Origin of the sequence: Streptomyces sp. NBC_00525, from assembly GCF_036346595.1 — a bacterium.
Lineage (GTDB): Bacteria > Actinomycetota > Actinomycetes > Streptomycetales > Streptomycetaceae > Streptomyces.
In genome coordinates this window covers 1,282,485-1,305,754 of the sequence record NZ_CP107834.1, presented here as the reverse complement: position 1 = coordinate 1,305,754, position 23,270 = coordinate 1,282,485, and the positions used below count along the sequence as shown (strand labels likewise).

The 23,270-nt window shown below is 74.2% G+C and carries 19 protein-coding genes; 12 read left to right on the top strand and 7 right to left on the bottom strand.

From position 1 onward, the window contains the following. The first annotated feature begins 68 nt into the window (after positions 1 to 68). Positions 69 to 2,780: a DNA polymerase I gene (gene polA, locus OG710_RS05790; RefSeq protein ID WP_330238362.1), complete on the top strand. Its 2,712-nt coding sequence runs from the start codon at positions 69 to 71 to the stop codon at positions 2,778 to 2,780. Here polA and OG710_RS05785 read toward each other — a convergent pair. Continuing rightward, positions 2,766 to 3,701: a DUF4184 family protein gene (locus tag OG710_RS05785; RefSeq protein WP_330238361.1), complete on the bottom strand. Its 936-nt coding sequence runs from the start codon at positions 3,699 to 3,701 to the stop codon at positions 2,766 to 2,768. The two genes, polA and OG710_RS05785, sit on opposite strands and share 15 nt — an antisense overlap. A 223-nt stretch (positions 3,702 to 3,924) precedes the next feature. Here OG710_RS05785 and OG710_RS05780 point away from each other — a divergent pair, with 223 nt between their 5' ends. Continuing rightward, on the top strand, positions 3,925 to 5,679 hold the full coding sequence (locus tag OG710_RS05780; RefSeq protein ID WP_330238360.1) for a lytic transglycosylase domain-containing protein: 1,755 nt from the start codon (positions 3,925 to 3,927) through the stop codon (positions 5,677 to 5,679). Positions 5,680 to 5,751: 72 nt separating this feature from the next. On the opposite strand, the gene hrpB is transcribed toward OG710_RS05780, so the two are convergent. Then, positions 5,752 to 8,256, bottom strand: a complete 2,505-nt coding sequence (hrpB, locus tag OG710_RS05775) for an ATP-dependent helicase HrpB (RefSeq protein WP_330238359.1) — start codon at positions 8,254 to 8,256, stop codon at positions 5,752 to 5,754. A 26-nt stretch (positions 8,257 to 8,282) separates the two neighbouring features. Then, positions 8,283 to 9,083 carry a class I SAM-dependent methyltransferase gene (locus OG710_RS05770; RefSeq protein WP_443064316.1) on the bottom strand — a complete coding sequence of 267 codons (801 nt, stop codon included), beginning with the start codon at positions 9,081 to 9,083 and terminating at the stop codon, positions 8,283 to 8,285. Between the two features lie 408 nt (positions 9,084 to 9,491). On the opposite strand from OG710_RS05770, the gene rpsA reads away from it, so the two are divergent. From rpsA to OG710_RS05750, 4 genes are all read left to right on the top strand, one after another. Continuing rightward, complete coding sequence (gene rpsA / locus OG710_RS05765; RefSeq protein WP_111332891.1) at positions 9,492 to 11,000, top strand: 30S ribosomal protein S1; 1,509 nt, start codon at positions 9,492 to 9,494, stop codon at positions 10,998 to 11,000. Positions 11,001 to 11,183: 183 nt separating this feature from the next. Next, positions 11,184 to 12,122, top strand: coding sequence for a PAC2 family protein (locus OG710_RS05760; protein WP_199563797.1), 939 nt, complete (start codon positions 11,184 to 11,186; stop codon positions 12,120 to 12,122). An 80-nt stretch (positions 12,123 to 12,202) separates the two neighbouring features. After that, positions 12,203 to 12,805 (top strand): dephospho-CoA kinase, encoded by a 603-nt coding sequence (gene coaE / locus OG710_RS05755; protein WP_330238357.1) that lies wholly within the window; start codon positions 12,203 to 12,205, stop codon positions 12,803 to 12,805. A 73-nt stretch (positions 12,806 to 12,878) separates the two neighbouring features. Further along, positions 12,879 to 13,259 (top strand): tetratricopeptide repeat protein, encoded by a 381-nt coding sequence (locus OG710_RS05750; protein WP_111332897.1) that lies wholly within the window; start codon positions 12,879 to 12,881, stop codon positions 13,257 to 13,259. Here the strand turns inward: OG710_RS05750 and OG710_RS05745 are convergent. Together OG710_RS05745 and OG710_RS05740 are read right to left on the bottom strand one after the other, a co-directional pair. Then, positions 13,256 to 13,549, bottom strand: coding sequence for a DUF6343 family protein (locus tag OG710_RS05745; RefSeq protein WP_330238356.1), 294 nt, complete (start codon positions 13,547 to 13,549; stop codon positions 13,256 to 13,258). The genes OG710_RS05750 and OG710_RS05745 overlap by 4 nt on opposite strands. A gap of 120 nt (positions 13,550 to 13,669) precedes the next feature. Next, positions 13,670 to 14,017 (bottom strand): hypothetical protein, encoded by a 348-nt coding sequence (locus OG710_RS05740; RefSeq protein ID WP_330242161.1) that lies wholly within the window; start codon positions 14,015 to 14,017, stop codon positions 13,670 to 13,672. 225 nt (positions 14,018 to 14,242) lie between these two features. Between OG710_RS05740 and OG710_RS05735 the strand changes: the two genes are divergently transcribed. The 3 genes from OG710_RS05735 to OG710_RS05725 all read left to right on the top strand — a co-directional run bounded on the left by OG710_RS05735 (position 14,243) and on the right by OG710_RS05725 (position 19,411). After that, complete coding sequence (locus tag OG710_RS05735) at positions 14,243 to 15,112, top strand: slipin family protein (protein WP_330238355.1); 870 nt, start codon at positions 14,243 to 14,245, stop codon at positions 15,110 to 15,112. Between the two features lie 106 nt (positions 15,113 to 15,218). After that, a complete protein-coding gene (locus OG710_RS05730; protein WP_330238354.1) occupies positions 15,219 to 18,101 on the top strand; it encodes a DEAD/DEAH box helicase in 2,883 nt (960 codons plus the stop codon). Beyond that, positions 18,098 to 19,411: an SWIM zinc finger family protein gene (locus OG710_RS05725; protein ID WP_330238353.1), complete on the top strand. Its 1,314-nt coding sequence runs from the start codon at positions 18,098 to 18,100 to the stop codon at positions 19,409 to 19,411. Before OG710_RS05730 ends, OG710_RS05725 begins: the two co-directional genes overlap by 4 nt. Here the strand turns inward: OG710_RS05725 and OG710_RS05720 are convergent. Continuing rightward, positions 19,303 to 20,004, bottom strand: a complete 702-nt coding sequence (locus OG710_RS05720) for a TetR/AcrR family transcriptional regulator (protein WP_330238352.1) — start codon at positions 20,002 to 20,004, stop codon at positions 19,303 to 19,305. The two genes, OG710_RS05725 and OG710_RS05720, sit on opposite strands and share 109 nt — an antisense overlap. Before the next feature lie 98 nt (positions 20,005 to 20,102). Between OG710_RS05720 and OG710_RS05715 the strand changes: the two genes are divergently transcribed. Then, a complete protein-coding gene (locus tag OG710_RS05715) occupies positions 20,103 to 20,702 on the top strand; it encodes an HXXEE domain-containing protein (protein ID WP_330238351.1) in 600 nt (199 codons plus the stop codon). Here OG710_RS05715 and OG710_RS05710 read toward each other — a convergent pair. Continuing rightward, the gene (locus OG710_RS05710) at positions 20,662 to 21,873 is read right to left on the bottom strand and encodes a pyridoxal phosphate-dependent aminotransferase (protein ID WP_111332909.1); all 1,212 of its coding nucleotides are present in this window, start codon (positions 21,871 to 21,873) and stop codon (positions 20,662 to 20,664) included. The two genes, OG710_RS05715 and OG710_RS05710, sit on opposite strands and share 41 nt — an antisense overlap. Positions 21,874 to 21,958: 85 nt before the next feature. Between OG710_RS05710 and OG710_RS05705 the strand changes: the two genes are divergently transcribed. Beyond that, the gene (locus OG710_RS05705; RefSeq protein ID WP_330238350.1) at positions 21,959 to 22,636 is read left to right on the top strand and encodes a winged helix-turn-helix transcriptional regulator; all 678 of its coding nucleotides are present in this window, start codon (positions 21,959 to 21,961) and stop codon (positions 22,634 to 22,636) included. A gap of 109 nt (positions 22,637 to 22,745) precedes the next feature. Then, on the top strand, positions 22,746 to 23,252 hold the full coding sequence (locus tag OG710_RS05700; protein ID WP_111332914.1) for a cupin domain-containing protein: 507 nt from the start codon (positions 22,746 to 22,748) through the stop codon (positions 23,250 to 23,252). The last annotated feature ends 18 nt before the right edge of the window (positions 23,253 to 23,270 follow it).

Genomic DNA, 23,270 nt, shown 5'->3' with positions numbered 1-23,270 from the left:
CGGGGCGGGTGGTGCGCCCGGCGAGGCGGCCGGTCCGGATTGTCAGTGGGCCGTGGCAGGATCGGGGTGTGGCTGAGACGGCATCGAAGAAGACGGCAGACAACCGACCGCGCCTGCTCCTGATGGACGGGCACTCCCTGGCGTACCGGGCGTTCTTTGCGCTGCCCGCGGAGAATTTCACGACGGCGGCGGGCCAGCCGACGAACGCGGTGTACGGCTTCATGTCGATGCTCGCGAACACCTTGCGTGACGAGGCGCCGACGCATTTCGCGGTGGCGTTCGACGTCTCCCGCAAGACGTGGCGGGCGCAGGAGTTCCCGGAGTACAAGGCGAACCGGTCGAAGACCCCCGACGAGTTCAAGGGGCAGGTCGAGCTGATCGGCGAACTGCTCGACGCGATGCACGCGGACCGGTTCGCGGTCGAGGGCTTCGAGGCGGACGACGTCATCGCGACGCTGGCGACGCAGGCCGAGGCGGCCGGCTTCGAGGTGCTGATCGTCACGGGCGACCGCGATTCGTTCCAGCTGATCACGGACAACGTGACCGTGCTGTACCCGACCAAGGGCGTCTCCGAGCTGACCCGGTTCACGCCGGAGAAGGTCGTCGAGAAGTACGGGCTCACGCCCCGGCAGTATCCGGACTTCGCGGCGCTGCGCGGTGACCCGTCGGACAACCTTCCGAGCATTCCCAAGGTCGGGGAGAAGACCGCCGCGAAGTGGATCAACCAGTTCGGTTCGTTCGACGAGCTGATCGCGCGGGCCGACGAGGTCAAGGGCGTCGCCGGGCAGAACCTGCGGGACCATCTGGACGCGGTGAAGCTGAACCGCGTGCTGACGGAGATGGTCCGGGACGTGGAGCTGCCGAAGACCCCGGCCGAGCTGGAGCGCGCCCCCTACGACCGTACGGCGGTCACCGGCATCCTGGACATCCTGGAGATCCGCAACCCGAGCCTGCGCGAGCGCCTGCTCGCCGTCGATCCGGGCGCCGCGGAGGCCCAGCCGCCCGCGCCGGCCGCCGGGATCGAGCTGGACGGCGCGGTGCTGGGCGCCGGTGAGCTGGCCCCCTGGCTCGCGGAGCACGGCGGTGAGCCGCTCGGCGTCGCCACGGTGGACACCTGGTCGCTCGGCAGCGGCACGGTGACGGAGATCGCGCTCGCCGCGGCGGGCGGGGCGGCGGCCTGGTTCGACCCGGCGCTGCTGGACGAGGGCGACGAGCGGGCGTTCGCGGCGTGGATCGCGGACCCGGCCCGGCCCAAGGTCATGCACAACGCCAAGGGCGCGATGCGGGTCTTCCCGGAGCACGGGTGGCGGATCGGCGGCGTCTCGATGGACACCGCGCTCGCCGCCTACCTGGTCAAGCCCGGCCGGCGCTCCTTCGCGCTGGACGCCCTGGCCGTGGAGTATCTGGGCCGGGAGCTGGCCCCGGCGGCCGCGGCGGACGGGCAGCTGGCCTTCGGCGCGGAGGACCAGGCGCAGGCCGACGCCCTGATGGCCCAGGCCCGCGCCGTGCTGGACCTGGGCGAGGCGTTCACGGAGCGGCTGAAGGAGGTCGGCGCGGCCGAGCTGCTGCACGACATGGAGCTGCCGACGTCGATCCTGCTGGCCCGCCTGGAGCGGCACGGCATCGCGGCGGACCGGGCCCATCTGGAGGGCATGGAGCAGCAGTTCGCCGGGGCCGTCCAGCAGGCGGTGAAGGAGGCGCACGCGTCGGTGGGCCGGGAGTTCAACCTCGGTTCGCCCAAGCAGCTGCAAGAGGTGCTGTTCGGCGAGCTGGGCCTGCCGAAGACCAAGAAGACGAAGACCGGGTACACGACGGACGCGGACGCGCTGGCCTGGCTGGCCGCCCAGACGGAGCACGAGCTGCCGGTGCTCATGCTCCGCCACCGCGAGCAGGCGAAGCTGCGGGTCACGGTCGAGGGCCTGGTGAAGTCGATCGCGGCGGACGGCCGTATCCACACCACGTTCAACCAGACGGTGGCGGCGACCGGCCGGCTCTCCTCCACCGACCCGAACCTGCAGAACATCCCGGTCCGGACGGACGAGGGCCGGGCGATCCGCCGGGGCTTCGTCGTCGGCGAGGGCTTCGAGACGCTGATGACGGCCGACTACAGCCAGATCGAGCTGCGGGTCATGGCCCACCTCTCCGAGGACGCCGGACTGATCGAGGCGTTCACCTCCGGCGAGGACCTGCACACCACGGTCGCCTCGCAGGTCTTCGGCGTCGAGAAGTCGGCCGTCGACCCGGAGATGCGGCGCAAGATCAAGGCCATGAGCTACGGCCTGGCGTACGGGCTGTCCGCCTTCGGCCTCTCCCAGCAGCTGAACATCGAGGCGGGCGAGGCGCGCGTCCTGATGGACACCTACTTCGAGCGGTTCGGCGGGGTGCGGGACTATCTGCACCGGGTGGTGGAGGAGGCCCGTGCCACCGGCTACACCGAGACGATCTTCGGCCGCCGCCGCTACCTCCCCGACCTGAACAGCGACAACCGCCAGCGCCGCGAGACCGCCGAGCGGATGGCGCTCAACGCCCCGATCCAGGGCACCGCCGCCGACATCGTCAAGGTGGCCATGCTCCAGGTCGACCGGGCGCTGACCGGGGCGGAGCTGAAGTCGCGGATGCTGCTCCAGGTCCACGACGAGATCGTGCTGGAGATCGCCGCGGGCGAGCGGGAGCGGGTGGAGGGCATCCTGCGTCACGAGATGTCCACGGCGGTGCGGCTGCGCGCCCCGCTGGACGTGTCGGTCGGCGTCGGCGGCGACTGGGAGTCAGCGGCCCACTGACCCGCTCCGGCCGGGGCCCCCGAAGGCCCCGGCCGCGCCCGTCCCCGTCTGCGTACCGTTACCGCCGCCGGCGCGCGGGCCCGTGCTCCGGCGTACGGGAGCCAGCCGCAGCGCCGCCGCGTACAGCAGGAGCCCCGCGGCCAGACCGGAGCCCGCGCCGAAGCAGAGCGTCGGGATGATGTCCAGCGGGGTGTCGATGTGCCCGAAGTACGCGTACCAGCGGGCGCACCGGTGCGCCGTGCCCAGGACCACGCACAGCCCGATCCAGGCGAACGCCCACCGCCGCGCCCGCCGGTCCGGTACCGGCACCGACGCGGGCAGCGGCCGCTCCCCGGTCCGCCGCAGCCCCGACACGGCGAACCAGCCGAGCAGCAGCAGGGCCGGGGCGGACGTGCCGTACTGGACCAGGGTGGCCACGGGCAGCCCCGCCGCGCTGCCGTCGAGCCCCGGCACCAGACGGACGCCCCACCGGCCCTGATGCGTGAAGGCGTCCCAGACGACATGCGTGGCGGAGCCGAGCGCCGCCGACACCGCGAACCGGGCGGCGCCCCGCAGCCCCACCGCCCGAAGCCCGGCCCCGGCCCTGTTCGCGGCCCCGGACCCGGACCCGCCGCCCCGCAGCCACGCGTGGACCCGCCCCTGCCGGCGCGGGGGCAGCAGCGCCACCAGCGGATCGCGCAGCAGCAGCCACAGGGCGAGCGCCAGGGCCGTGATCAGGACGTCCACGGTGAGCACGCCCCACACCGCGTGGGTGACCTCCCCGAACTCCATCGCGCCCGGAACCACCGAATCCGCGAAGTAGGTGAGATCGGGGGCGAACGACCCGGCGACCAGGGCCGAGGCGACGAGCGGACCGCGGCCCGTGCCGTCCCGCCGTATCCCCGGCAGCACGGCGGCGGCATGACTGAGCGTGAAGGGCATGCGGGCAGTATGCGTGACCCGGAAGGACCGGCGGACGGCGCCCGATCGTGCGACGGCCCACGTCACGAACACGTCCGCACATGGACAACTTGTGTTCAGGAAGGTGAGAAAGCGGTAAGAACAGGCCCGGCCGCCGTGTGCGCACCGCAAGACGTGCCGTAGGGTCGCCTGAGTCCAGGCGCGGGGGAGCGCCGAGAGCGACGAGGGGGAGGGCCCACACGTCATGGCAGCGCAATTCGGTCGCCGGCTGTACAGAGGGGCGGCCACCACCGCCGTCGCAGCGCTCGCGGTGGCGGCTCTCTCCGCCTCGCAGGCTCCCGGCTCGCCGCTGGTCGCGGCCGAGGGCGGCGACCACCCGCCCGTCGGTGCCTCGACCCCCACCGAGCAGGGCGGCGGCGCCTCCGGCGACTCGCCGTACTACACCGACCTGCCGCCGCTGAACACGCCGCAGAAGCCCGGCGGTTCGGTGGACGTGCCGGTGACCGGAAGCCGTGAGTCCGGCATACCCGCCTCCGTCCTGGCGGCGTACCAGAAGGCCGAGCGGACCATCGCGGCCACCGACCCGGCCTGCCGGCTGCCGTGGCAACTGCTCGCCGCGATCGGCAAGGTGGAGTCCGGACAGGCCCGTGGCGGCCGGGTCGACGCGCAGGGCACCACGCTCTCCCCGATCCTCGGCCCCGCCCTCGACGGCAACGGCTTCGCCCTCATCAAGGACACCGACAACGGCGCCTACGACGGCGACCGGACGCACGACCGGGCGGTCGGCCCGATGCAGTTCATCCCGTCCACCTGGGCCAGTTGGGGCCAGGACGGCAACGACGACGGCCGCAAGGACCCCAACAACATCTACGACGCCGCGCTCGCCGCCGGGCGTTACCTCTGCGCCGGCCCCCGCGACCTGTCGACCGCCACCGACCTGGACCGGGCCGTCCTCAGCTACAACCACTCGGACGTGTACCTGCGTACGGTCCGCTCCTGGTTCTCGTACTACAACCGGGGCACGCACGAGGTCCCGGACGGCACCGGCGTGCTGCCGACCGGCCCGACCAGCCGCAACCCCGGCCCCACCCGGCCCGGCGGCGGCCCCTCCACCTCGCCGTCGACGCCCTCGCCGTCCACGACCCCCGAGCCGGGCGGTTCGAAGAAGCCCACGCCCCCCTCCGAGCCGAGCCCCGAGCCGTCGAAGCCGGGCGAGGCCGGCAAGCCGCCGACGCACACCCCGAAGCCGGAGCCCAGCCCGACCCAGACGGTCACGGTGCTGCAGAACACCGGCTCCGCGACGCTGACCGCCACCGCAGGCGACACCTTCGACCAGGACATCGCCGTCCGGGCGCGCAACGGCTCCGGTGGTGCGGTGGCCAAGGCGTCGGTGACCTTCACCATCGCCGGCGACACCGGCGCCACGTTCGAGGGCGGCGCCAGGACGGCCACCGTCAGGACCGGCGCGGACGGCATCGCCACCGCCCCGGCGCTCCACGCGGGCGAGAAGACCGGCGAGTTCACCGTCCGGGCCGCGGTGGCGGGCACCTCGGCGCGGGCCGTCGCGTTCACGGCGACGGTCACCGCCCGGCAGGCCGACGCCCTCACCCGGACCGGCACCGCGAAGCTGACCGCCGTCGCCGGCGGGGCGTACGACGCCATCACGGTCGCCGCCACCCACAAGGGCGCGGCCGCCGGCGGGGTCGCCGTCACCGCGACGATGATCACCGACGCCGAGGTGCCCGCCCAGAACGACAAGGGCCCGTACTGCACCGACGACGAGGGCAACCCCGTTCGCAGCGTCGTGCTCACCACGGCGGCGGACGGCAGCCTGAAGCTCCCGACGTTCTACGCGGACGGCCCGGCCGGTACGTACAAGCTGCGGCTCACCGCCGAGGGCGGCGGCTCGCTCGTCATCGAGCTCACCGTCGAGGAGCGCGCGGCCGCCACGGCCACCCCGACCCCCACGGCCACTCGGGCCGCCACCACCGCCCCCTGACCCCGCCCGCGCCCGCCCGGCAGCCTCCGCGCCGCACCCCGGCCCGGGGGCTGTCCCGCGTCCGCCCCGCGCTCACTCCCGCGCGAGCCGCGCCTTCGTGAACCGGGTGGCCTCCGCCGTCGCCGGGTCCTCGGGCCACGGATGCTTCGGATACCGGCCGCGCAGCTCGGCGCGCACCGCCTTGTAGCCCCCGCCCCAGAACGACGCAAGATCCGCCGTCACCGCGGCCGGCCGCCCGGCCGGGGACAGCAGATGGACCAGGACCGGCACCCCCGCCACCCGTGGCGTCTCCCGGAGCCCGAACAGCTCCTGGAGCTTCACCGCGAGCACCGGCTGCTCGCCGCCGTACTCCACCCTGATCCGCGACCCGCTCGGCACCTCGATCCGCTCCGGCGCCAGCTCGTCCAGCCGCACCGCCTCACCCGTCGCCCACGGCAGCAGCCTGCGCAGTGCCTGGCCCGCGTCGATCGCGGCCAGGTCGGCCCGGCGCCGCGCCCGCGACAGCTCCGGCTCCAGCCACTCCTGCGGTCGCGCCAGCAGCGCCCCGTCCGACACATCCGGCCAGGCCCCGCCGAGCACCCGGTGCAGAAAGGCCAGCCGCTCCCGCAGCTGCGCCGCGTCCCGGCTCCAGCGCAGCAGCCCCGGCCCCTCGCGCCGCAGCCCCTCCAGCAGGGCCGCGCGCACCAGCGCCGGATCGGGCTGCTTCAGCGGGCGCGCCGACAGCTCGACCGCCCCCAGCCGCTCCACCCGGCGCGCCACCACGTCCCGGCCGTCCCAGCGCACCTCCTCGCCCGCGAACCGCAGCGGCCCGGCCGCCAGGCGCGCGGTGTCCTCGTCCACGACGGCCGCGAGCCGCACCCGCGCGGACGCCGCGTGCGCCGGCCGGTCCGCCACCGCGACGGCCAGCCAGGAAGCGCCGCGCAGCCCGGAGCCCTCACCCGGCTCCGCGCCCGTGCCCGACACCATCAGGAACGCCCCGCCGCCCCGCGCCCGCGCCACCCGCTCCGGGAAGGCCAGCGCCGCCACCAGTCCGGCCGCCGCGTCGTCCGACACCGGCCGGCCACCGCCGCCGTCGCCCTTGACCCCGGTCGACAGCCGCCGCACCTCCCGGCGCCAGCGGTCCGCGTAGGCGTCCTGGCCCCGGCGCGCGGTGCGCAGCGCCGCCGCCAGGTCGTCCCCGTACGCGCGGGGCGGCTCCTCGCTCAGCAGCGCCACCACCTCGGCGGCCCGGCGGCCCCCGACCTCGGCCGCCCCGTCCAGCAGCGCCCTGGCCAGCCGGGGATGCAGCCCGAGCCGGGACATCCGCACGCCCCGCTCGGTGACCCGGCCGTCCGGCCCGACCGCGCCGACCGCGGCCAGGACCTCGCGCGCGGCGGCCATCGCCCCTTCCGGAGGCGCGTCGAGCAGCGCCAGCCCGGAGGCGTCCGGATCGCCCCAGCAGGCCGCCTGGAGGGCGAACGCCGACAGATCGGCCACCCTGATCTCCGGGGACGGGAACCGGGCGAGGCGCCCGTCCTCCGCGTGGTCCCAGCAGCGGTAGACGGTGCCCGGTGCCTCGCGCCCCGCCCGGCCCGCGCGCTGGCGGCCCGCCGCCTGCGAGGCCCGTACGGTCGTCAGCGCGCTCAGGCCCCGCGCGTGATCGGTGCGCGGCTCCCTGGCGAGCCCGGAGTCCACGACCGTCCGCACTCCGGGGACCGTCAGCGACGACTCCGCCACCGAGGTCGCGAGCACCACCCGCCGGCCCCCGGACGAACCCGCCAGCACCGCGTCCTGCACCGCCGCCGGGGCCCGGCCGTGCACCTGGAGCACCTCGGCCCCGACGCCCGCCAGCTCACCGGCCACCCGGCCGATCTCGCCGACGCCGGGCAGGAAGCACAGCACGTCGCCGTCCCGCTCGGCCAGCGCCCGCCGCACCACGGAGGCGACGTGGCGCAGCAGCGCCGGGTCCACCCTCATCCCGTGCGGCGGCCGCACCGGCGCGGCCGGCGGGGCCCAGACGACCTCCACCGGATGCGACACGCCCCGCGCCTCGACCACCGGGGCGTCGCCCAGCAGCCGGGCCCAGCCCTCGGCGTCCGTGGTCGCGGAGGCGGCCACCAGCCGCAGGTCGGGGCGGAGCGCCGCGCGTACGTCCAGCAGGAAGGCGGCCACCGTGTCCGCGTCGAGGTGCCGCTCGTGGCACTCGTCGATGATCACCGCGTCCACCCCGGCCAGCTCCTGGTCGCGCTGGAGCCGCTGGAGCAGCACCCCGGTGGTGACGACCTCCACCACGGTGTCCGGGCCGACGACCCGCTCGCCGCGCACGGTGAACCCGACGCGCTGCCCGGTCCGCTCGCCCAGCAGCCACGCCATGCGCCGGGCGGCGGCGCGGGCGGCGATCCGGCGGGGCTCGGCGACGACGACCCGGCGCACCGGGCCGTCCCCGGTCAGCCCGGCGAGGGCGAGCGGCACGAGGGTGGTCTTGCCGGTGCCGGGGGGTGCGCACAGCACCGCGACCCCCCGGTCGTCGAGCGCGCGCCGCAGGGCGGGCACGGCGGTGCGGACGGGCAGTGGGTCGAGGGCGTCGGTGCGGATCACGCCCCCAGTCTCGTACGGGCGGTGGCTCAGTCGCGTACGCAGACGAAGATCGCGGTGCCCGGGATCAGGTTGCCGCGCAGCGGGGACCAGCCGCCCCACTCCTGGTCGTTCCAGGCGGGCCACTCCGGTTCCACCAGGTCCACCAGCCGGAAGCCGCCCGCGACGACGTCCCGCACCCGGTCGCCGAGCGTGCGGTGGTGCTCCACGTACACGGCCTCGCCGTGCTCGTCCTGTTCGACGTAGGGGGTGCGGTCGAAGTAGGAGGCGGCCACCGACAGGCCCTCGGGGCCCGGCTCGTCGGGGAAGGCCCAGCGCACGGGGTGCGTGACGGAGAAGACCCAGCGGCCGCCGGGGCGCAGCACGCGGTGGACCTCGCGGAAGACCTGGACCGGGTCGGCGACGAAGGGCACGGCGCCGTAGGCGGAGCAGGCCAGGTCGAAGGAGCCGGCGCGGAACGGCAGCCGTCCGGCGTCCGCCTCGACCAGCGGCAGGCCCTCGCCGATGCGCAGGGCGTGCTGGAGCTGGCGGTGGGAGAGGTCCAGGGCGACGGGGCGGGCGCCCCGGCCGGCCAGCCAGCGCGAGCACTGGGCGGCGCCGGCGCCGATCTCCAGGACGTCGAGGCCCTTGAGCGAGGCGGCGGGGCCCAGCAGCGCGGCGTCCGCCTCGTCCAGCCCCTCCGGGCCCCAGACGAAGCGGTCGTCGCCGAGGAAGGCGCCGTGGTCGTTCTGGTACTCGTCGGCGTTGCGGTCCCACCAGCCGCGGCTGGCCCGGCTGCTCTCGGCGGTACCGGCGCTGCGGCGGGTCGCCTCGGGTTCGGCGGCGTCCATCTCTTGGCTCATCGTGTCCGTCGTTGTAGTTTGCCTTCACCCCGTCGTACGCGGTACGTACCAAGGGGCGGGTGCGGTGCGGAATCCGTGTGTCCGGGCGTGTTCGGACACGATCCGGCCTCGGTGAAGCCGAGTTGTGCCGGGCATGGGGCGTTTCGCCCGTGGTGTCCGCCTTCGCGCATTGACCGTGCCCTGCTGCCCCCGTATGCTACAAGTTGCGCTGCGAGCCTGCGCTCCTCAGACCTAGCAGGCCGCGCTCGCACCTGTTGCATGTCCCTCGGTTGTCGAGGCGCCGCCCGGTTCATCGGGTGGGGCGCTTCCCAGGCTGTCCGGCTTCTGCAGAGGCGATACGGGCTTTCGGCGTGGCAGTACCTACGACTCAATGTCCGTACCGGAGCCCTTTCCCACATGACGAGCAGCACCGAGACCACCGCCACCACTCCGCAGGTTGCGGTCAACGACATCGGCGACGCGGACGCGTTCCTCGCGGCGATCGACGAGACGATCAAGTACTTCAACGACGGCGACATCGTTGACGGTGTCATCGTCAAGGTTGACCGGGACGAGGTTCTCCTCGACATCGGTTACAAGACCGAAGGCGTCATCCCGAGCCGCGAGCTCTCGATCAAGCACGACGTCGACCCGAACGAGGTCGTCAAGGTCGGTGACGAGATCGAGGCCCTGGTTCTCCAGAAGGAGGACAAGGAAGGCCGCCTGATCCTCTCGAAGAAGCGCGCTCAGTACGAGCGTGCCTGGGGCACCATCGAGAAGATCAAGGAAGAGGACGGCATCGTCACCGGTACCGTCATCGAGGTCGTCAAGGGTGGTCTCATCCTCGACATCGGCCTCCGCGGCTTCCTGCCGGCGTCGCTCGTCGAGATGCGCCGCGTCCGCGACCTCCAGCCGTACGTGGGCAAGGAGCTCGAGGCCAAGATCATCGAGCTGGACAAGAACCGCAACAACGTGGTCCTGTCCCGCCGTGCCTGGCTCGAGCAGACCCAGTCCGAGGTCCGCCAGACGTTCCTCACGACCCTCCAGAAGGGTCAGGTCCGCTCCGGCGTCGTCTCCTCGATCGTCAACTTCGGTGCCTTCGTGGACCTGGGTGGCGTCGACGGTCTGGTGCACGTCTCCGAGCTGTCCTGGAAGCACATCGACCACCCCTCCGAGGTCGTCGAGGTCGGCCAGGAGGTCACCGTCGAGGTCCTCGACGTCGACATGGACCGCGAGCGCGTCTCCCTGTCGCTCAAGGCGACGCAGGAAGACCCGTGGCAGCAGTTCGCCCGTACGCACCAGATCGGGCAGGTCGTCCCCGGTAAGGTCACCAAGCTCGTTCCGTTCGGTGCGTTCGTCCGCGTGGACGAGGGCATCGAGGGCCTGGTCCACATCTCCGAGCTGGCCGAGCGCCACGTGGAGATCCCGGAGCAGGTCGTCCAGGTCAACGACGAGATCTTCGTCAAGGTCATCGACATCGACCTCGAGCGCCGTCGCATCAGCCTCTCGCTGAAGCAGGCCAACGAGGCGTTCGGCGGCGACCCGGCCTCGGTCGAGTTCGACCCGACCCTGTACGGCATGGCCGCGTCCTACGACGACCAGGGCAACTACATCTACCCCGAGGGCTTCGACCCCGAGACCAACGACTGGCTCGAGGGCTTCGAGGCTCAGCGCGAGGTCTGGGAGACCCAGTACGCCGAGGCGCAGCAGCGCTTCGAGCAGCACCAGGCCCAGGTCATCAAGTCCCGCGAGGCCGACGAGGCCGCTGCCGCCGAGGGCGCTGCCGCCTCCGCCGGCAACACGCAGGCCGCCTCGGGCGGCAGCGGCGGCTCCTACTCCTCGGAGTCCTCGGACAACTCCGGCGCCCTGGCGTCGGACGAGGCCCTGGCCGCGCTCCGCGAGAAGCTGGCGGGCGGCCAGAGCTGACGCTCCGGCCCTCCCGGCATCGACCGCGGTAGGTGAAGTGACCGTGAGGCCCGTCCCCTTCGGGGGGCGGGCCTCACGCGTTTTCCGCCGCCGAAACGCCGGGTACGGGGAAACACCGGGTACGGGGAATGCCGTTGATCCGCGGGACGTTGTTTCCCAGGAACACAAGGAGGAGCGGTAACCGTGCCTGATCCGCAGAGTTTGTACGAATGGGAGCCGAAGGGCCTGGCTGTCGTCGACATGGCGCTCGCCCAGGAGTCGGCCGGCCTGGTCATGCTCTACCACTTCGAGGGGTACATCGACGCGGGTGAGACCGGTGAGCAGATCGTCGACGGCCTGCTCGAATCGCTGCCGCACCAGGTCGTGGCCCGCTTCGACCACGACCGCCTGATCGACTACCGCGCCCGCCGCCCGCTGCTGACGTTCAAGCGCGACCGCTGGTCCGCGTACGACACCCCGGCGCTGGAGGTCCGTGTCGTCCAGGACGCCACGGGCGCGCCGTTCCTGCTGCTCTCCGGCCCGGAGCCCGACGTGGAGTGGGAGCGGTTCGCCGCCGCCGTCGAGGAGGTCGTCGAACGGCTCGGCGTCCGGCTCGCGGTCAACTTCCACGGCATCCCGATGGGCGTCCCGCACACCCGCCCCGTCGGCATCACCCCGCACGGCAACCGCACCGACCTGATGCCCGGCCACCGCAGCCCCTTCGAGGAGGCGCAGGTGCCCGGCTCCGCCGAGGCGCTCGTCGAGTACCGGCTGATGGAGGCGGGCCACGACGTGCTCGGCGTCGCCGCCCACGTCCCGCACTACGTCGCCCGCTCCGCCTACCCCGACGCGGCGCTCACCGCCCTGGAGGCGATCACCGCCGCCACCGGCCTGGTGCTCCCGTCCGTCGCGCACGCCCTGCGCACCGAGGCGCACCGCACCCAGACGGAGATCGACCGCCAGATCGGCCAGGGCGACGAGGAGCTGGTCTCGCTGGTCGAGGGCCTTGAGCACCAGTACGACGCGGTCGCCGGCGCCGAGACCCGCGGCAACCTGGTCGCCGAGCCCGCGGACCTGCCGTCCGCCGACGAGATCGGCCTGGAGTTCGAGAAGTTCCTCGCCGAGCGCGAGGGCGACGCCTGACCACACCACCAGAGCCCCCTCCTCGTGCCCGCCTCCCCCGACCGCACCGATCAGGGAAGGCGGGCACTAGGCTGCCGGGCATGCTGAAAGTGGGCCTGACCGGTGGTATCGGTGCCGGCAAGAGCGAAGTGTCCCGGCTGCTCGTCGGCCACGGGGCCGTCCTCATCGACGCGGACCGCATCGCGCGCGAGGTGGTCGAACCCGGCACCCCCGGTCTCGCCGCCGTCGTCGAGGAGTTCGGTGCGGGTGTCCTGACGCCGGACGGCGCCCTGGACCGGCCCGCGCTCGGCGCCGTCGTCTTCGCCGACCCGGACCGCCTCGCCGCGCTCAACGCGATCGTCCACCCCCTGGTCCGGGAGCGCTCCGCCGAACTGGAGAAGGCCGCCGGGCCGGACTCCGTGGTCGTCCACGACGTCCCCCTGCTCACCGAGAACGGCCTCGCCCCCCTCTACGACCTGGTCGTCGTGGTCGACGCCGCCCCGGAGACCCAGCTCGACCGGCTCGTACGGCTGCGCGGCATGACCGAGGCGGACGCCCGCGCACGCATGGCCGCCCAGGCCACCCGCGAACAGCGGCGCGCCATCGCCGACCTGGTCATCGACAACGACGGACCCGTCGGGGAACTGGCGGACCGGGTCCGCGAGGTGTGGGCCGAGCTGATCCGGCGCGCCGAGGCGGGCTGAGGGCTCCCGTGCGAGGAATACCCGCGACCGGGCGGGCGTTCATGCCGGGACGGACCAGCGGAAGGAAGCGACCGTGCCCGAGAGGAATCCGGAGACCGACGTCATCGACTTCCGCGCGGCCGAGCAACTGCTCGCCGCGCGCGACCCCCGTGGCGCCGTGCGGCTGCTCGACTCGGTGATCGCCGCCCACCCCGAGAACACCGCCGCCCGGCTGCTGCGCGCCCGCGCCTTCTTCGCGGCGGCGCAACTGCGCCCGGCCGAGCTGGAATTCGAGCTGGTGCTGGAGCGGGAGCCGGACAACGCCTTCGCGCACTTCGCGCTGGCCCGCACCTTCGAGCGCTCCAATCACCCGGAGCGGGCCGTACGCCACTTCCGGCTCGCGGCCGCGCTGGACCCCAACCCGGAATACCTGCGCGCCGCCCGCTTCGACGACCGCGGCGGAGCCGCCTCCTAGGGCGTGCCCGGTGGAGGGCCCTTGCCGCCGTCCGGTCCGTGGTCGGGCTCGTACGGCGGCACGGAGCGGCCCGGCTGGAAGTGGGCGCCCTGTCGCAGCCGGTGCACGACCACGCACAGATCCACCAGGACCAGCGCGAGCAGCACCCCGCACACGACGGCCCAGCCGGTGCGCCCGTTCACCGCGAAGGCCGTCACTCCGAAGACGGTCCAGGCCAGGCCCCACAGGCTCAACCAGAGCCGCATCCGCAGCGGACTGCGGGCGTTCGTCGGTTCATTGCCGGTACGCATGGCATCGCCTCACCTACCAGCATGGACCCGCGACCGGACACCTGCGGCCCGGCGCCGGACGAGGCGGGCGCGGAGTCGGTCGCGCGCCCGCGCGGTCGGTGGGCCGGCCGCGTCCGCGCGTCAGTGGACCGTGCTGAAGCTGCGCCAGGGCGGCGCGGTGTGCGCGTTCTCGTCGGAGAAGCTGGTCGCCACGTACGCGGTCCCCGGCCCGGAGCAGTCCGGCGTCGGGTACAGGATGATGTCGACCAGCGTCTCGTTGGCCACCGCCTTGGCGCCGGCCGGGGCGAGCCGGTGGCAGCCCTTGACGGAGGGGCTGTTCACCTGGATCACGGCGTCCCGCTCGGTGGTGTAGATGACCGGGCCGACCGCGGTCCGGCCCAGGCCCGAGCAGCCTGCGACGGTCAGGGTCAGCAACACGGCCTGGGCGGCGATGGCGAGCCGGCGGCGTCGGCGGTCGATCACGGGCATGGGCGGGTCCTCGTCTGTCTCGTCACCGCGCACACCGCGGTGCGCGGGCCGGGTGTACGTGCCGGTGCTGGCCACCCTGCCCGCTTCCCCGGCCCCCGGCATCCGGGGAGCGGCCGGGCGGGGGAGAGCCGTTCGACCCGCGGCGCGACCAGGCATACCGTGGTAGTAGCGCACGAAGAGGTGCGAGGCCGAGAGCCGGGGTCCTCCGGCTGGCAGGGGGCCGTCATGGTCCAGGACCTCTTGATCGCGGTGGTCGCGGCGGCGCTGGCAGGCGCCCTGTATCTGGCGGCGGCCGCGCGGATCGTCAAACAGTACGAGCGGGGCGTGGTGCTCCGGCTCGGACGGCTCCGTGACGACATACGCGGGCCGGGGTTCACGATGGTGCTGCCCGGCGTCGAGCGGCTGCGCAAGGTCAACATGCAGATCGTCACCATGCCCGTGCCCGCCCAGGACGGGATCACCCGCGACAACGTCACGGTCCGGGTGGACGCCGTCATCTACTTCAAGGTGGTCGACGCGGCGAGCGCCGTCGTGGAGGTCGAGGACTACCGCTTCGCGGTCTCCCAGATGGCGCAGACCTCGCTCCGTTCGATCATCGGAAAGAGCGATCTGGACGACCTCCTGTCCAACCGGGAGAAGCTCAACCAGGGCCTGGAGCTGATGATCGACAGCCCGGCGGTGGGCTGGGGCGTCCAGATCGACCGGGTCGAGATCAAGGACGTCTCGCTGCCGGAGACGATGAAGCGTTCCATGGCCCGCCAGGCCGAGGCCGACCGTGAGCGGCGCGCCCGCGTCATCAACGCCGACGCCGAACTCCAGGCGTCCAAGAAGCTGGCCGAGGCGGCGTCGCAGATGTCCACCCAGCCCGCCGCGCTCCAGCTGCGACTCCTCCAGACCGTGGTGGCGGTCGCGGCCGAGAAGAACTCCACACTGGTGCTCCCGTTCCCGGTCGAACTGCTCCGCTTCCTGGAACGGGCCCAGCAGAACCCGCCCCCGCCCGACACCGCGCGGCCCCCGGACCCCGGCGCGCGGCCGGCCGCCGCCGAGGACGTGCGGCCGTCCGCCGCTGAGGACGTTGTCAGACCCTCCGCCTAGACTCGCGCAGCAGGGAAAACGACAGCCGGGAGCCGTGCCGACCAGGCACGGAGCCCGCCGGTACGCGGCCCGCGAGGGCCGCGCACGACGCGAGGGGAGGGACCGGGTGGGCACCGCACCGCCGCCGCAGGACGCGGACGACAGCCGACTGCCGCGCTGCGCCGCCGTCTTCCTGCCCGGTACGCCGCCGCGACGCGGCCGCGTCGCCTTCTGGGACCCGCTGGACGGCCCGCTCCCCGAGGCGCCCCCCGGCGCCCGCGCCGAGGAGATCACGGTGGTCCGGCCCTCCGGCGCACCGGACGGGGTGGAGCTGCGGACCGTGCCCGCGCTGCTGCTGCCCGTCGCCGACGCCCTGCCGCTGCTCGCCCGCGCCCGCCATCAGCGCTCCGCCCACCCGGCCACCCGCTGCTGGGGCGCCGCCGCCCTGCACGCCCTGCGGCTGGTGGCCGGCGGCCGCATGCTCCCCGGCCTCACCGCCGACGACCACGACGCCTGGCGGGCCGGCCCGCGCGACGCCGGGGACGTGGCCCATCTGCGCGCGGTGGCCGCCGCCCTGCCCTGGGAGGGACACGCCGTCCCGCTGCCCGGCCCGACCCCGCCGCGGCTGCCCGCCCCCGAGCCGCTGATCGGCGCCTTCCTCGACGCCCTCGCCGACACCCTGCCCCGGACGCCCGCCGCCGCCCCGGCCATGGGCGCCCCCTTCGCGGCGGAGGAGCCCCAGCGGCTGCCCGGCGCACGGGAATGGGCCGTGGAGGTCGCCTCCGGGCTGGACGCCGGAGTGCGGATCTCGCTGCGCCTGGACCTCTCCGCGTACACCCTCTTCGACACCACCGGCCCCGACGGCACGGCCGACGGCTCCGCACCGGCGCGCCCCGCCGCCCGGCACGCCGCGGCGGCCGTCACCCAGGTGCACAGCCTCGCCGACCCCACCCACGTCGTCGACGCGGCGGCGCTGTGGGCCGGGGAGGCGGGCGACCCCTTCGGCCCGCGCGCCAGGGTCGACACCGCGCTCGCGCTGCGCCGGGCCGCCCGCGTCTGGGCCCCGCTCGACCGGCTCCTCGGCCAGCCCGTCCCCGACGTGCTGGCCCTGGGCGAGGACGAGCTGTACGAGCTGCTGGGCGACGCCGGGGCCCGGCTGGCCGCCGCCGGGGTGAGCGTGCACTGGCCCAGGGAGCTGGCCCGCTCCCTCACCGCGACGGCCGTCGTCCGCCCCGCCCCCGGCACGGCCACGGACGGCACCGCCTTCTTCGACGCCGAACGGCTCTTCGCCTTCGACTGGCAGCTCTCGCTGGGCGAGGAACGGCTCACCGAGGCCGAGATGGACCTGCTCGCCGAGGCCCACCGGCCCGTGGTGCGGCTGCGGGACCAGTGGGTCGTCGTCGATCCCGCGCTCGTCCGCAAGGCCCGCAAGCGGGAGCTGGGCCTGCTCGACCCGGTGGACGCCCTGGCCGTCGCCCTGACCGGCAGCGCCGAGGTGGACGGCGAACAGGTCGAGGCGGTCCCCGCCGGTGCCCTGGCCCGGCTGCGCGACCGCCTCCTCGCCGACGACCCGCTGCCCGCCCCGCCGCCCGGACTCCACGCCACCCTCCGCGACTACCAGCTGCGCGGCCTGGCCTGGCTGGACCGGATGACCTCGCTCGGCCTCGGCGGCTGCCTCGCCGACGACATGGGCCTCGGCAAGACGATCACCCTGATCGCCCTCCATCTCCACCGCGCCCACCCCGCGCCCACGCTGGTCGTCTGCCCGGCCTCCCTGCTGGGCAACTGGCACCGCGAGATCAACCGCTTCGCCCCCGGCGTCCCCGTCCGCCGCTTCCACGGCACCGGCCGCACCCTCACCGGCGCCGACCGGGGCTTCGTCCTCACCACGTACGGCACGATGCGTTCCAGCGCCGCCGAACTGGCCGCCCACCGCTGGGGCCTGGTCGTCGCCGACGAGGCCCAGCACGTCAAGAACCCGCACTCCTCCACCGCGAAGGCGCTGCGCACCATCCCCGCCCCGGCGCGGGTCGCCCTGACCGGCACCCCCGTGGAGAACAACCTCTCCGAGCTGTGGGCGCTGCTCGACTGGACCACGCCCGGCCTGCTCGGCCCGCTCAAGGCGTTCCGCGCCCGGCACGCCCGGATCGTGGAGAACACCGGTACGGCGGCGGGCCTCGGCAACGACGAGGCGGTGGAGCGGCTGTCCCGGCTCGTCCGGCCCTTCCTGCTCCGCCGAAAGAAGTCCGACCCCGGCATCGCGCCCGAGCTGCCGCCCAAGACGGAGACCGACCACCCCGTCTTCCTCACCCGCGAACAGGCCACGCTCTACGAGGCCACCGTGCGCGAGACCATGGCGTACATCGAGGCGTCCGAGGGCATCGCGCGGCGCGGCCTGATCATGAAGCTGCTCGCCTCCCTCAAGCAGATCTGCAACCATCCCGCGCAGTATCTGAAGGAGGACGGCTCCCGGCTCACCGGCCGCTCCGGCAAGCTCGCCCTCCTCGACGAACTCCTCGACACGATCCTCACCGAGGACGGCTCCGTCCTGGTCTTCACCCAGTACGTGACGATGGCCCGGCTGCTCTCCGCGCATCTGGCCGCGCGCGCCGTCCCCTCCCAGCTGCTGCACGGCGGCACCCCGATCGCCGAGCGGGAACGGATGGTCGACCGCTTCCAGTCCGGCGAGGTCCCGGTCTTCCTGCTCTCCCTCAAGGCGGCGGGCACCGGCCTCAACCTCACCCGTGCCGCCCACGTGGTCCACTACGACCGCTGGTGGAATCCGGCCGTCGAGGAGCAGGCCACCGACCGGGCCTACCGCATCGGCCAGACCCAGCCCGTCCAGGTCCATCGGCTGATCGCGGAGGGCACGGTGGAGGACCGCATCGGCGAGATGCTGCTCGCCAAACGGGCCCTGGCCGACGCCGTCCTCGGCAGCGGCGAGAGCGCGCTGACCGAGCTGAGCGACCAGGACCTGGCCGACCTCGTCTCCCTGCGGAGGCCGTCATGACCCCCGGCCGCCCGACCCCGGCCCGCCCCGGCGCCCGCTCCCGCCCCGGCCCCGACGATCTGCGGCGCACCTTCGAGGCCGTTCCCGAGCGCACCTCGGGCGAGGGCGAACCGTTCGCGGAGAGCTGGTGGGGCCGCGCCTGGGTGGCGGCCCTGGAGTCCCTGTCGATGGACGGCCCCCGGCTCGCCCGCGGCCGGGACTACGCGGACGGCGGTCACGTCGCCGCGATCACCGTCACCCCGGGGCACGTCGTCGCCTATGTGCACGGCAGCCGCCCCCGCCCCTACCGCGCCGAACTGCGGCTGCGCACGTTCGGCGACCCCGACTGGGACACCCTGCTGGACGCGGTCGCCGCCCGCCCCGGCCATCTCGCCGCGCTGCTCGCCAAGGAGATGCCGCACTCCCTGGCCGACACCGCGACGGACGCGGGCATGACCCTGCTGCCCGCGCCGGGCGACCTCGACCCCGCCTGCAACTGCCCCGACCGCGGCCGCCCCTGCAAGCACGTCGCGGCTCTCAGCTACCAGATGGCGCTGCTGCTGGACACCGACCCGTTCGTGCTGCTCCTGCTGCGCGGCCGGGGCGAGCGCGAACTTTTGGAAGAGCTGGGCCGGCGCAACGCCGCGCACTCCGCCCGCGAACGGCCCGCCGCCCCCGAGACCCCGTCCGTACCGGCCGGGGAGGCGCTGGCCGCCCGCTTCCTGCCGCCGCTGCCCGCTCCGCTCCCCGTGGAGCCGTATCCCGGCCGCCCGCCCGCCTACCCCGCCCTGCCCGGCGCCCGCGACCCGCTCGCCCTCGACCAGCTGGCCACGGACGCGGCGGCCCGCGCCCACGCCCTGCTGACCACCGGCCACGACCCGGTCGCCGGGCTCACCCTCTGGCAGGACGCCGTCCGGCTCGCGGCGGCCGGACCCACCGCGGGGCTCACCGCGACCACCCGCGCCCTCTACCGGGAGCTGGCCTCCGCCACCGGCCGCAACACCACGGACCTGGCCAGGGCCGTGGCCGCCTGGCGGCAGGGCGGGGCCGAGGGACTGGCGGTCCTGGAGACGCCGTGGGACCCGCCGGCGGGCCCCTTCGACCGGGCCCGCCCGGCCCTCGCGGCGGCCGGCTTCCCCCGCTTCCAGCCCCGGCGCAACCACCTGACCCACCCCGGCGGCGCCCTCCAGCTCCGCTTCGGCCGGGACGGCCGCTGGTACGGCTACGAGTCCGATCCCGGCGCGGACGAGTGGTGGCCCCGCGCCGCACCGGACACCGACCCGGTGACCGCGCTGCTGGACCTGACCGCAGGCGACCCGGACGACGACTGAGAAACCCGAGAGCCCGGCGCGGGCAGCACCGCGTCCACGGCGGCCGCGGCGAATCCGGGCGGCACGGGCTCGTTCCTGAGCAGTGCCCGCACCCACACCGCCCCGGCCGTCAGATCGAGCAGCAGCATCGGGTCGGCCCCCGGCGGCAGCTCGCCGCGCGCGGCGGCCCGCCGGAACACCGGCTGCTCACGCGCGAACCGGTCCGCGAAGAAGTCCCGTGCCAGCGCCGCCAGTTCGTCGTCCGCCAGCCCCGAGCCGGAGGCCAGGGCCCGCACGATCGCCTGGGTGCGTACGCCGGTCACCAGCGCGGTCACCTGCTCCGTGAGGGCGATCAGGTCCCCGCGCAGCGACCCCGTGTCGGGGACGGCGATGTCCAGGACGGGGGCCCGGAGCAGCGCGGCGCGCAGCAGCGCCGCCTTCGAGGGCCACCAGCGGTAGATGGTCGTCTTGTTGACCCCGGCCTCCTGGGCGACGGCCTCGATGGTGAGCCCCGGATAGCCGCGCTCGGCGAGCAGCCGCAGGGTGGCGTCGAAGATCGCCTCGGCGGCGCGGGGGCCCTTGCCCGGGCGGGGCTGCGGGGGAGGGGCGGACATGGCGGCTCCAGTCGGTCCGGGACAAAAATGCAACACAACGTTGCGTTGCATTATATGCTGCGGCCGACTGCCGGCACATGAGGCGCGGAGGGGTGTTCATGAAGGACGACGGGGCCACCGGGGTATCCGGGGCGGTGAGCTGGGGGCTGCTGGCCGCCTGGGCGGCCAACGACTTGGAGGAGATCGCGACCATGGCGGGCTGGCTGCGGACCGCGCGGCCGGAGCTGCGGAAGCGGCTGCCGTGGCTGCCCGACCGGGTGTGGGAGCGCCTGGACCTCTCGCAGCGCGAGGTGAACACGGCCATCGGCCTCATGGGCGTGGTCGTCGCGGCGGCCGCGGCGGACGGCGCGCGCACGGGCGGCCGCAGCGCCTTCTTCCGCTCCACGCTGGCCGGGTTCGGGCTGCACGGCGTAATGCACCTGGCGCAGTCGGCCGCGTACGGCGGCTACACACCGGGGGTGGCCACCTCGCCGACCGTCGTCATCCCGTACTCGCTCTGGGCGGTGCGCCGACTGCGGGCGGCGGGCATCCCGCTGGGCGGGACCCGCTCGGCGGCCTCCGGCCTCGCGTATCTGCCGGTCGCCGTGGTCGGGGTGCACACGGCGGCCCGGCTGCTGTCGCGCCCGCGCCCGGCGCGACGCCGGGGCGGCCCCGGCCCTACTGCCGGTAGCCCGCCAGGAACCGGCCGATGCGGCTGATCGCGGCGTCGAGGTCGTCGGCGTACGGCAGGGTCAGGATACGGAAGTGGTCCGGGCGGGGCCAGTTGAAGCCGGTGCCCTGGACGACCTGGATCTTCTCGCGCAGCAGCAGGTCCAGGACGAACTTCTCGTCGTCGGCGATCGGGTGGACCTTCGGGTCGATGCGCGGGAAGGCGTACAGGGCGCCCTTCGGCTTCACGCAGGAGACGCCGGGGATCTCGTTCAGCTTCTGCCAGGCGCGGTCGCGCTGCTCGTGCAGCCTGCCGCCCGGCGCCACCAGGTCCCGGATCGACTGCCGCCCGCCGAGCGCGGCCTGAATGGCGTACTGGGCGGGGGCGTTGGGGCACAGCCGCATGGAGGCGAGCATCGTCAGCCCCTCCAGATAGCTGCGGGCGTGCTGCTTCGGGCCCGAGACGACCATCCAGCCCGAGCGGAACCCGGCCACGCGGTACGTCTTCGAGAGGCCGCTGAAGGTGAGGCAGACCAGGTCCGGGGCGAGCACCGCCACGCTGTGGTGCTCGGCGCCGTCGTAGAGGATCTGGTCGTAGATCTCGTCGGCGAACACCATCAGGCCGTGCCGGCGGGCCAGGTCAAGGATGTCCTCCAGGACCTCGCGCGGATAGACGGCGCCGGTCGGGTTGTTGGGGTTGATGATCACCACGGCGCGGGTGCGGTCGGTGATCTTCGAGGCCATGTCGGCGATGTCCGGGTTCCAGTCGGACGCCTCGTCGCACGTGTAGTGCACGGCCTTCCCGCCGGCCAGCGTCGTCACGGCGGTCCACAGCGGGTAGTCCGGGGAGGGGATGAGCACTTCGTCGCCGTCCTCCAGCAGACCCTGGACGGCCATGGAGATCAGCTCGGAGACGCCGTTGCCGAGGAAGATGTCGTCCACCCCGACCTCCGTCAGGCCCATCGCCTGGTAGCGCTGGGCCACCGCGCGGCGGGCGGACAGGATGCCGCGCGAGTCCGTGTAGCCGTGGGCCTGCGGCAGCATCCGGATCATGTCCTGGACGATCTCCTCCGGCGCCTCGAAGCCGAAGAGGGCCGGGTTGCCCGTGTTGAGCCGCAGCACGCTGTGGCCCGCCTCCTCCAGGGCGTTGGCGTGCTCGATGACGGGGCCCCGGATCTCGTAACAGACCTCGTTGAGCTTGCTGGACTGGCGGAATTCCATGCGGTGCCTCCCCGACCCGATTGCGATACTTGGTTTTACCAAGCTCGGGCTTGGAAAGTCCAACAACATGTCTAGACTGCGTCGCATGCCACGTCAGCAACAGCCCGCAACCCGCCCGGCCCGCCGCCGGAGTTACGACCAGTTCTGCGCCAGTGCCCGCGCGCTGGACGCGGTCGGTGACCGCTGGACCCTGCTGATCGTCCGTGAACTGCTGGCCGGTCCCCGCCGCTACACCGATCTCCACGCCGACCTGCCGGGCGTCAGCACGGACGTCCTGGCCTCCCGGCTCAAGGACATGGAGCAGGGCGGCCTCGTCACCCGCCGCCGGCTCCCGCCCCCGGCCGCCGCCTCGGTGTACGCGCTCACCGCGCGCGGGCACGGACTGCTGCCGGTCCTCGCCGCGCTCGCCGAGTGGGGCGCCCCCGCGCTGACCGAACGGCGGCCCACCGACGCGGTCCGCGCCCACTGGTTCGCGCTCCCGCTGCTGCGCGCCCTCCGGGCCCCGGACGGCCCTGCCGCCGAAGGCGTGCTCGACGTCCATCTCGACGAGGGCGAATTCCACGTCCGTACGGGGGAGGTGGCGGCCGGTGAGCCGGTGTACGGGGACGGGCCCGCCGACCGCGCCGACGCGCGCATCGCCCTCGACGCGGAGCTGTGCCTCGCGCTGGGGCGCGGCGAGCCGACGCTCGCCGAGGCGGTCGGGGACGGCCGGATCGAGGTGTCGGGCGACGGCGCCCTCGCCAAGGAACTGCGCGGCCGCTGACGGCCGCCGTGGATTGGGCCGGATGCCGAGGGCGTGATTCCCGCGGTCCCGTTCCGGGTAGCTTCGCGGCATTTGGGATGTCCGTGACACCCGACGACAGGAGAGACGCGTGAGAACCGACAGACAGCGGGGCCGCACGGGACGGCGGGGACCGCAGGGCCGGCCGGTCAGGGCCCTGGTCACCGCGGCGGGCGTGGCCGCCCTCGCCTTCGTACCGACGGCGGCCGGTGCCACGCCCGGCAGCGGGGTGGTCGCCACCGAGGTCGCCAAGGGCACATCGACCGGCCCGCTGCACGTGCGGGCGCCCCGGGGCCGGGCGGACGTCACCTTCACCACCGCCACCATCGCGCCGGGCGGCTCCACCGGCTGGCACACCCACAAGGGCCAGCTGATCGTCGTCGTCAAGTCCGGGACGCTCACCCGCACCCTGGACGACTGCACCGTCGAGGTGACGCCCGCGGGCACATCCTTCGTGGAGCCCGCCGGCTCGGACCACCGCCACATCGGGCGCAACCTGGGCAGCGAGCCCGTCGTCCTCTGGGTGACCTATCTGCTGCCGCAGGGCAGCGAACTCTCCTACGACGCCGACCCGGTGATGTGCGGTCCTGCGAAGTGACGCACTCCGGGACGCCGG

Coding starts and splice junctions, on each gene's coding strand:
- OG710_RS05770 (WP_443064316.1), bottom strand. CDS start 9,083: ATGGACGCCGCCGAACCCGAGGCGACCCGCCGCAGCGCCGGTACCGCC.
- OG710_RS05715 (WP_330238351.1), top strand. CDS start 20,103: ATGAAGGACGACGGGGCCACCGGGGTATCCGGGGCGGTGAGCTGGGGG.
- OG710_RS05705 (WP_330238350.1), top strand. CDS start 21,959: ATGCCACGTCAGCAACAGCCCGCAACCCGCCCGGCCCGCCGCCGGAGT.
- OG710_RS05745 (WP_330238356.1), bottom strand. CDS start 13,549: ATGCGTACCGGCAATGAACCGACGAACGCCCGCAGTCCGCTGCGGATG.
- OG710_RS05720 (WP_330238352.1), bottom strand. CDS start 20,004: ATGTCCGCCCCTCCCCCGCAGCCCCGCCCGGGCAAGGGCCCCCGCGCC.
- OG710_RS05710 (WP_111332909.1), bottom strand. CDS start 21,873: ATGGAATTCCGCCAGTCCAGCAAGCTCAACGAGGTCTGTTACGAGATC.
- rpsA (WP_111332891.1), top strand. CDS start 9,492: ATGACGAGCAGCACCGAGACCACCGCCACCACTCCGCAGGTTGCGGTC.
- OG710_RS05780 (WP_330238360.1), top strand. CDS start 3,925: ATGGCAGCGCAATTCGGTCGCCGGCTGTACAGAGGGGCGGCCACCACC.
- OG710_RS05735 (WP_330238355.1), top strand. CDS start 14,243: ATGGTCCAGGACCTCTTGATCGCGGTGGTCGCGGCGGCGCTGGCAGGC.
- OG710_RS05785 (WP_330238361.1), bottom strand. CDS start 3,701: ATGCCCTTCACGCTCAGTCATGCCGCCGCCGTGCTGCCGGGGATACGG.
- OG710_RS05740 (WP_330242161.1), bottom strand. CDS start 14,017: ATGCCCGTGATCGACCGCCGACGCCGCCGGCTCGCCATCGCCGCCCAG.
- OG710_RS05725 (WP_330238353.1), top strand. CDS start 18,098: ATGACCCCCGGCCGCCCGACCCCGGCCCGCCCCGGCGCCCGCTCCCGC.
- coaE (WP_330238357.1), top strand. CDS start 12,203: ATGCTGAAAGTGGGCCTGACCGGTGGTATCGGTGCCGGCAAGAGCGAA.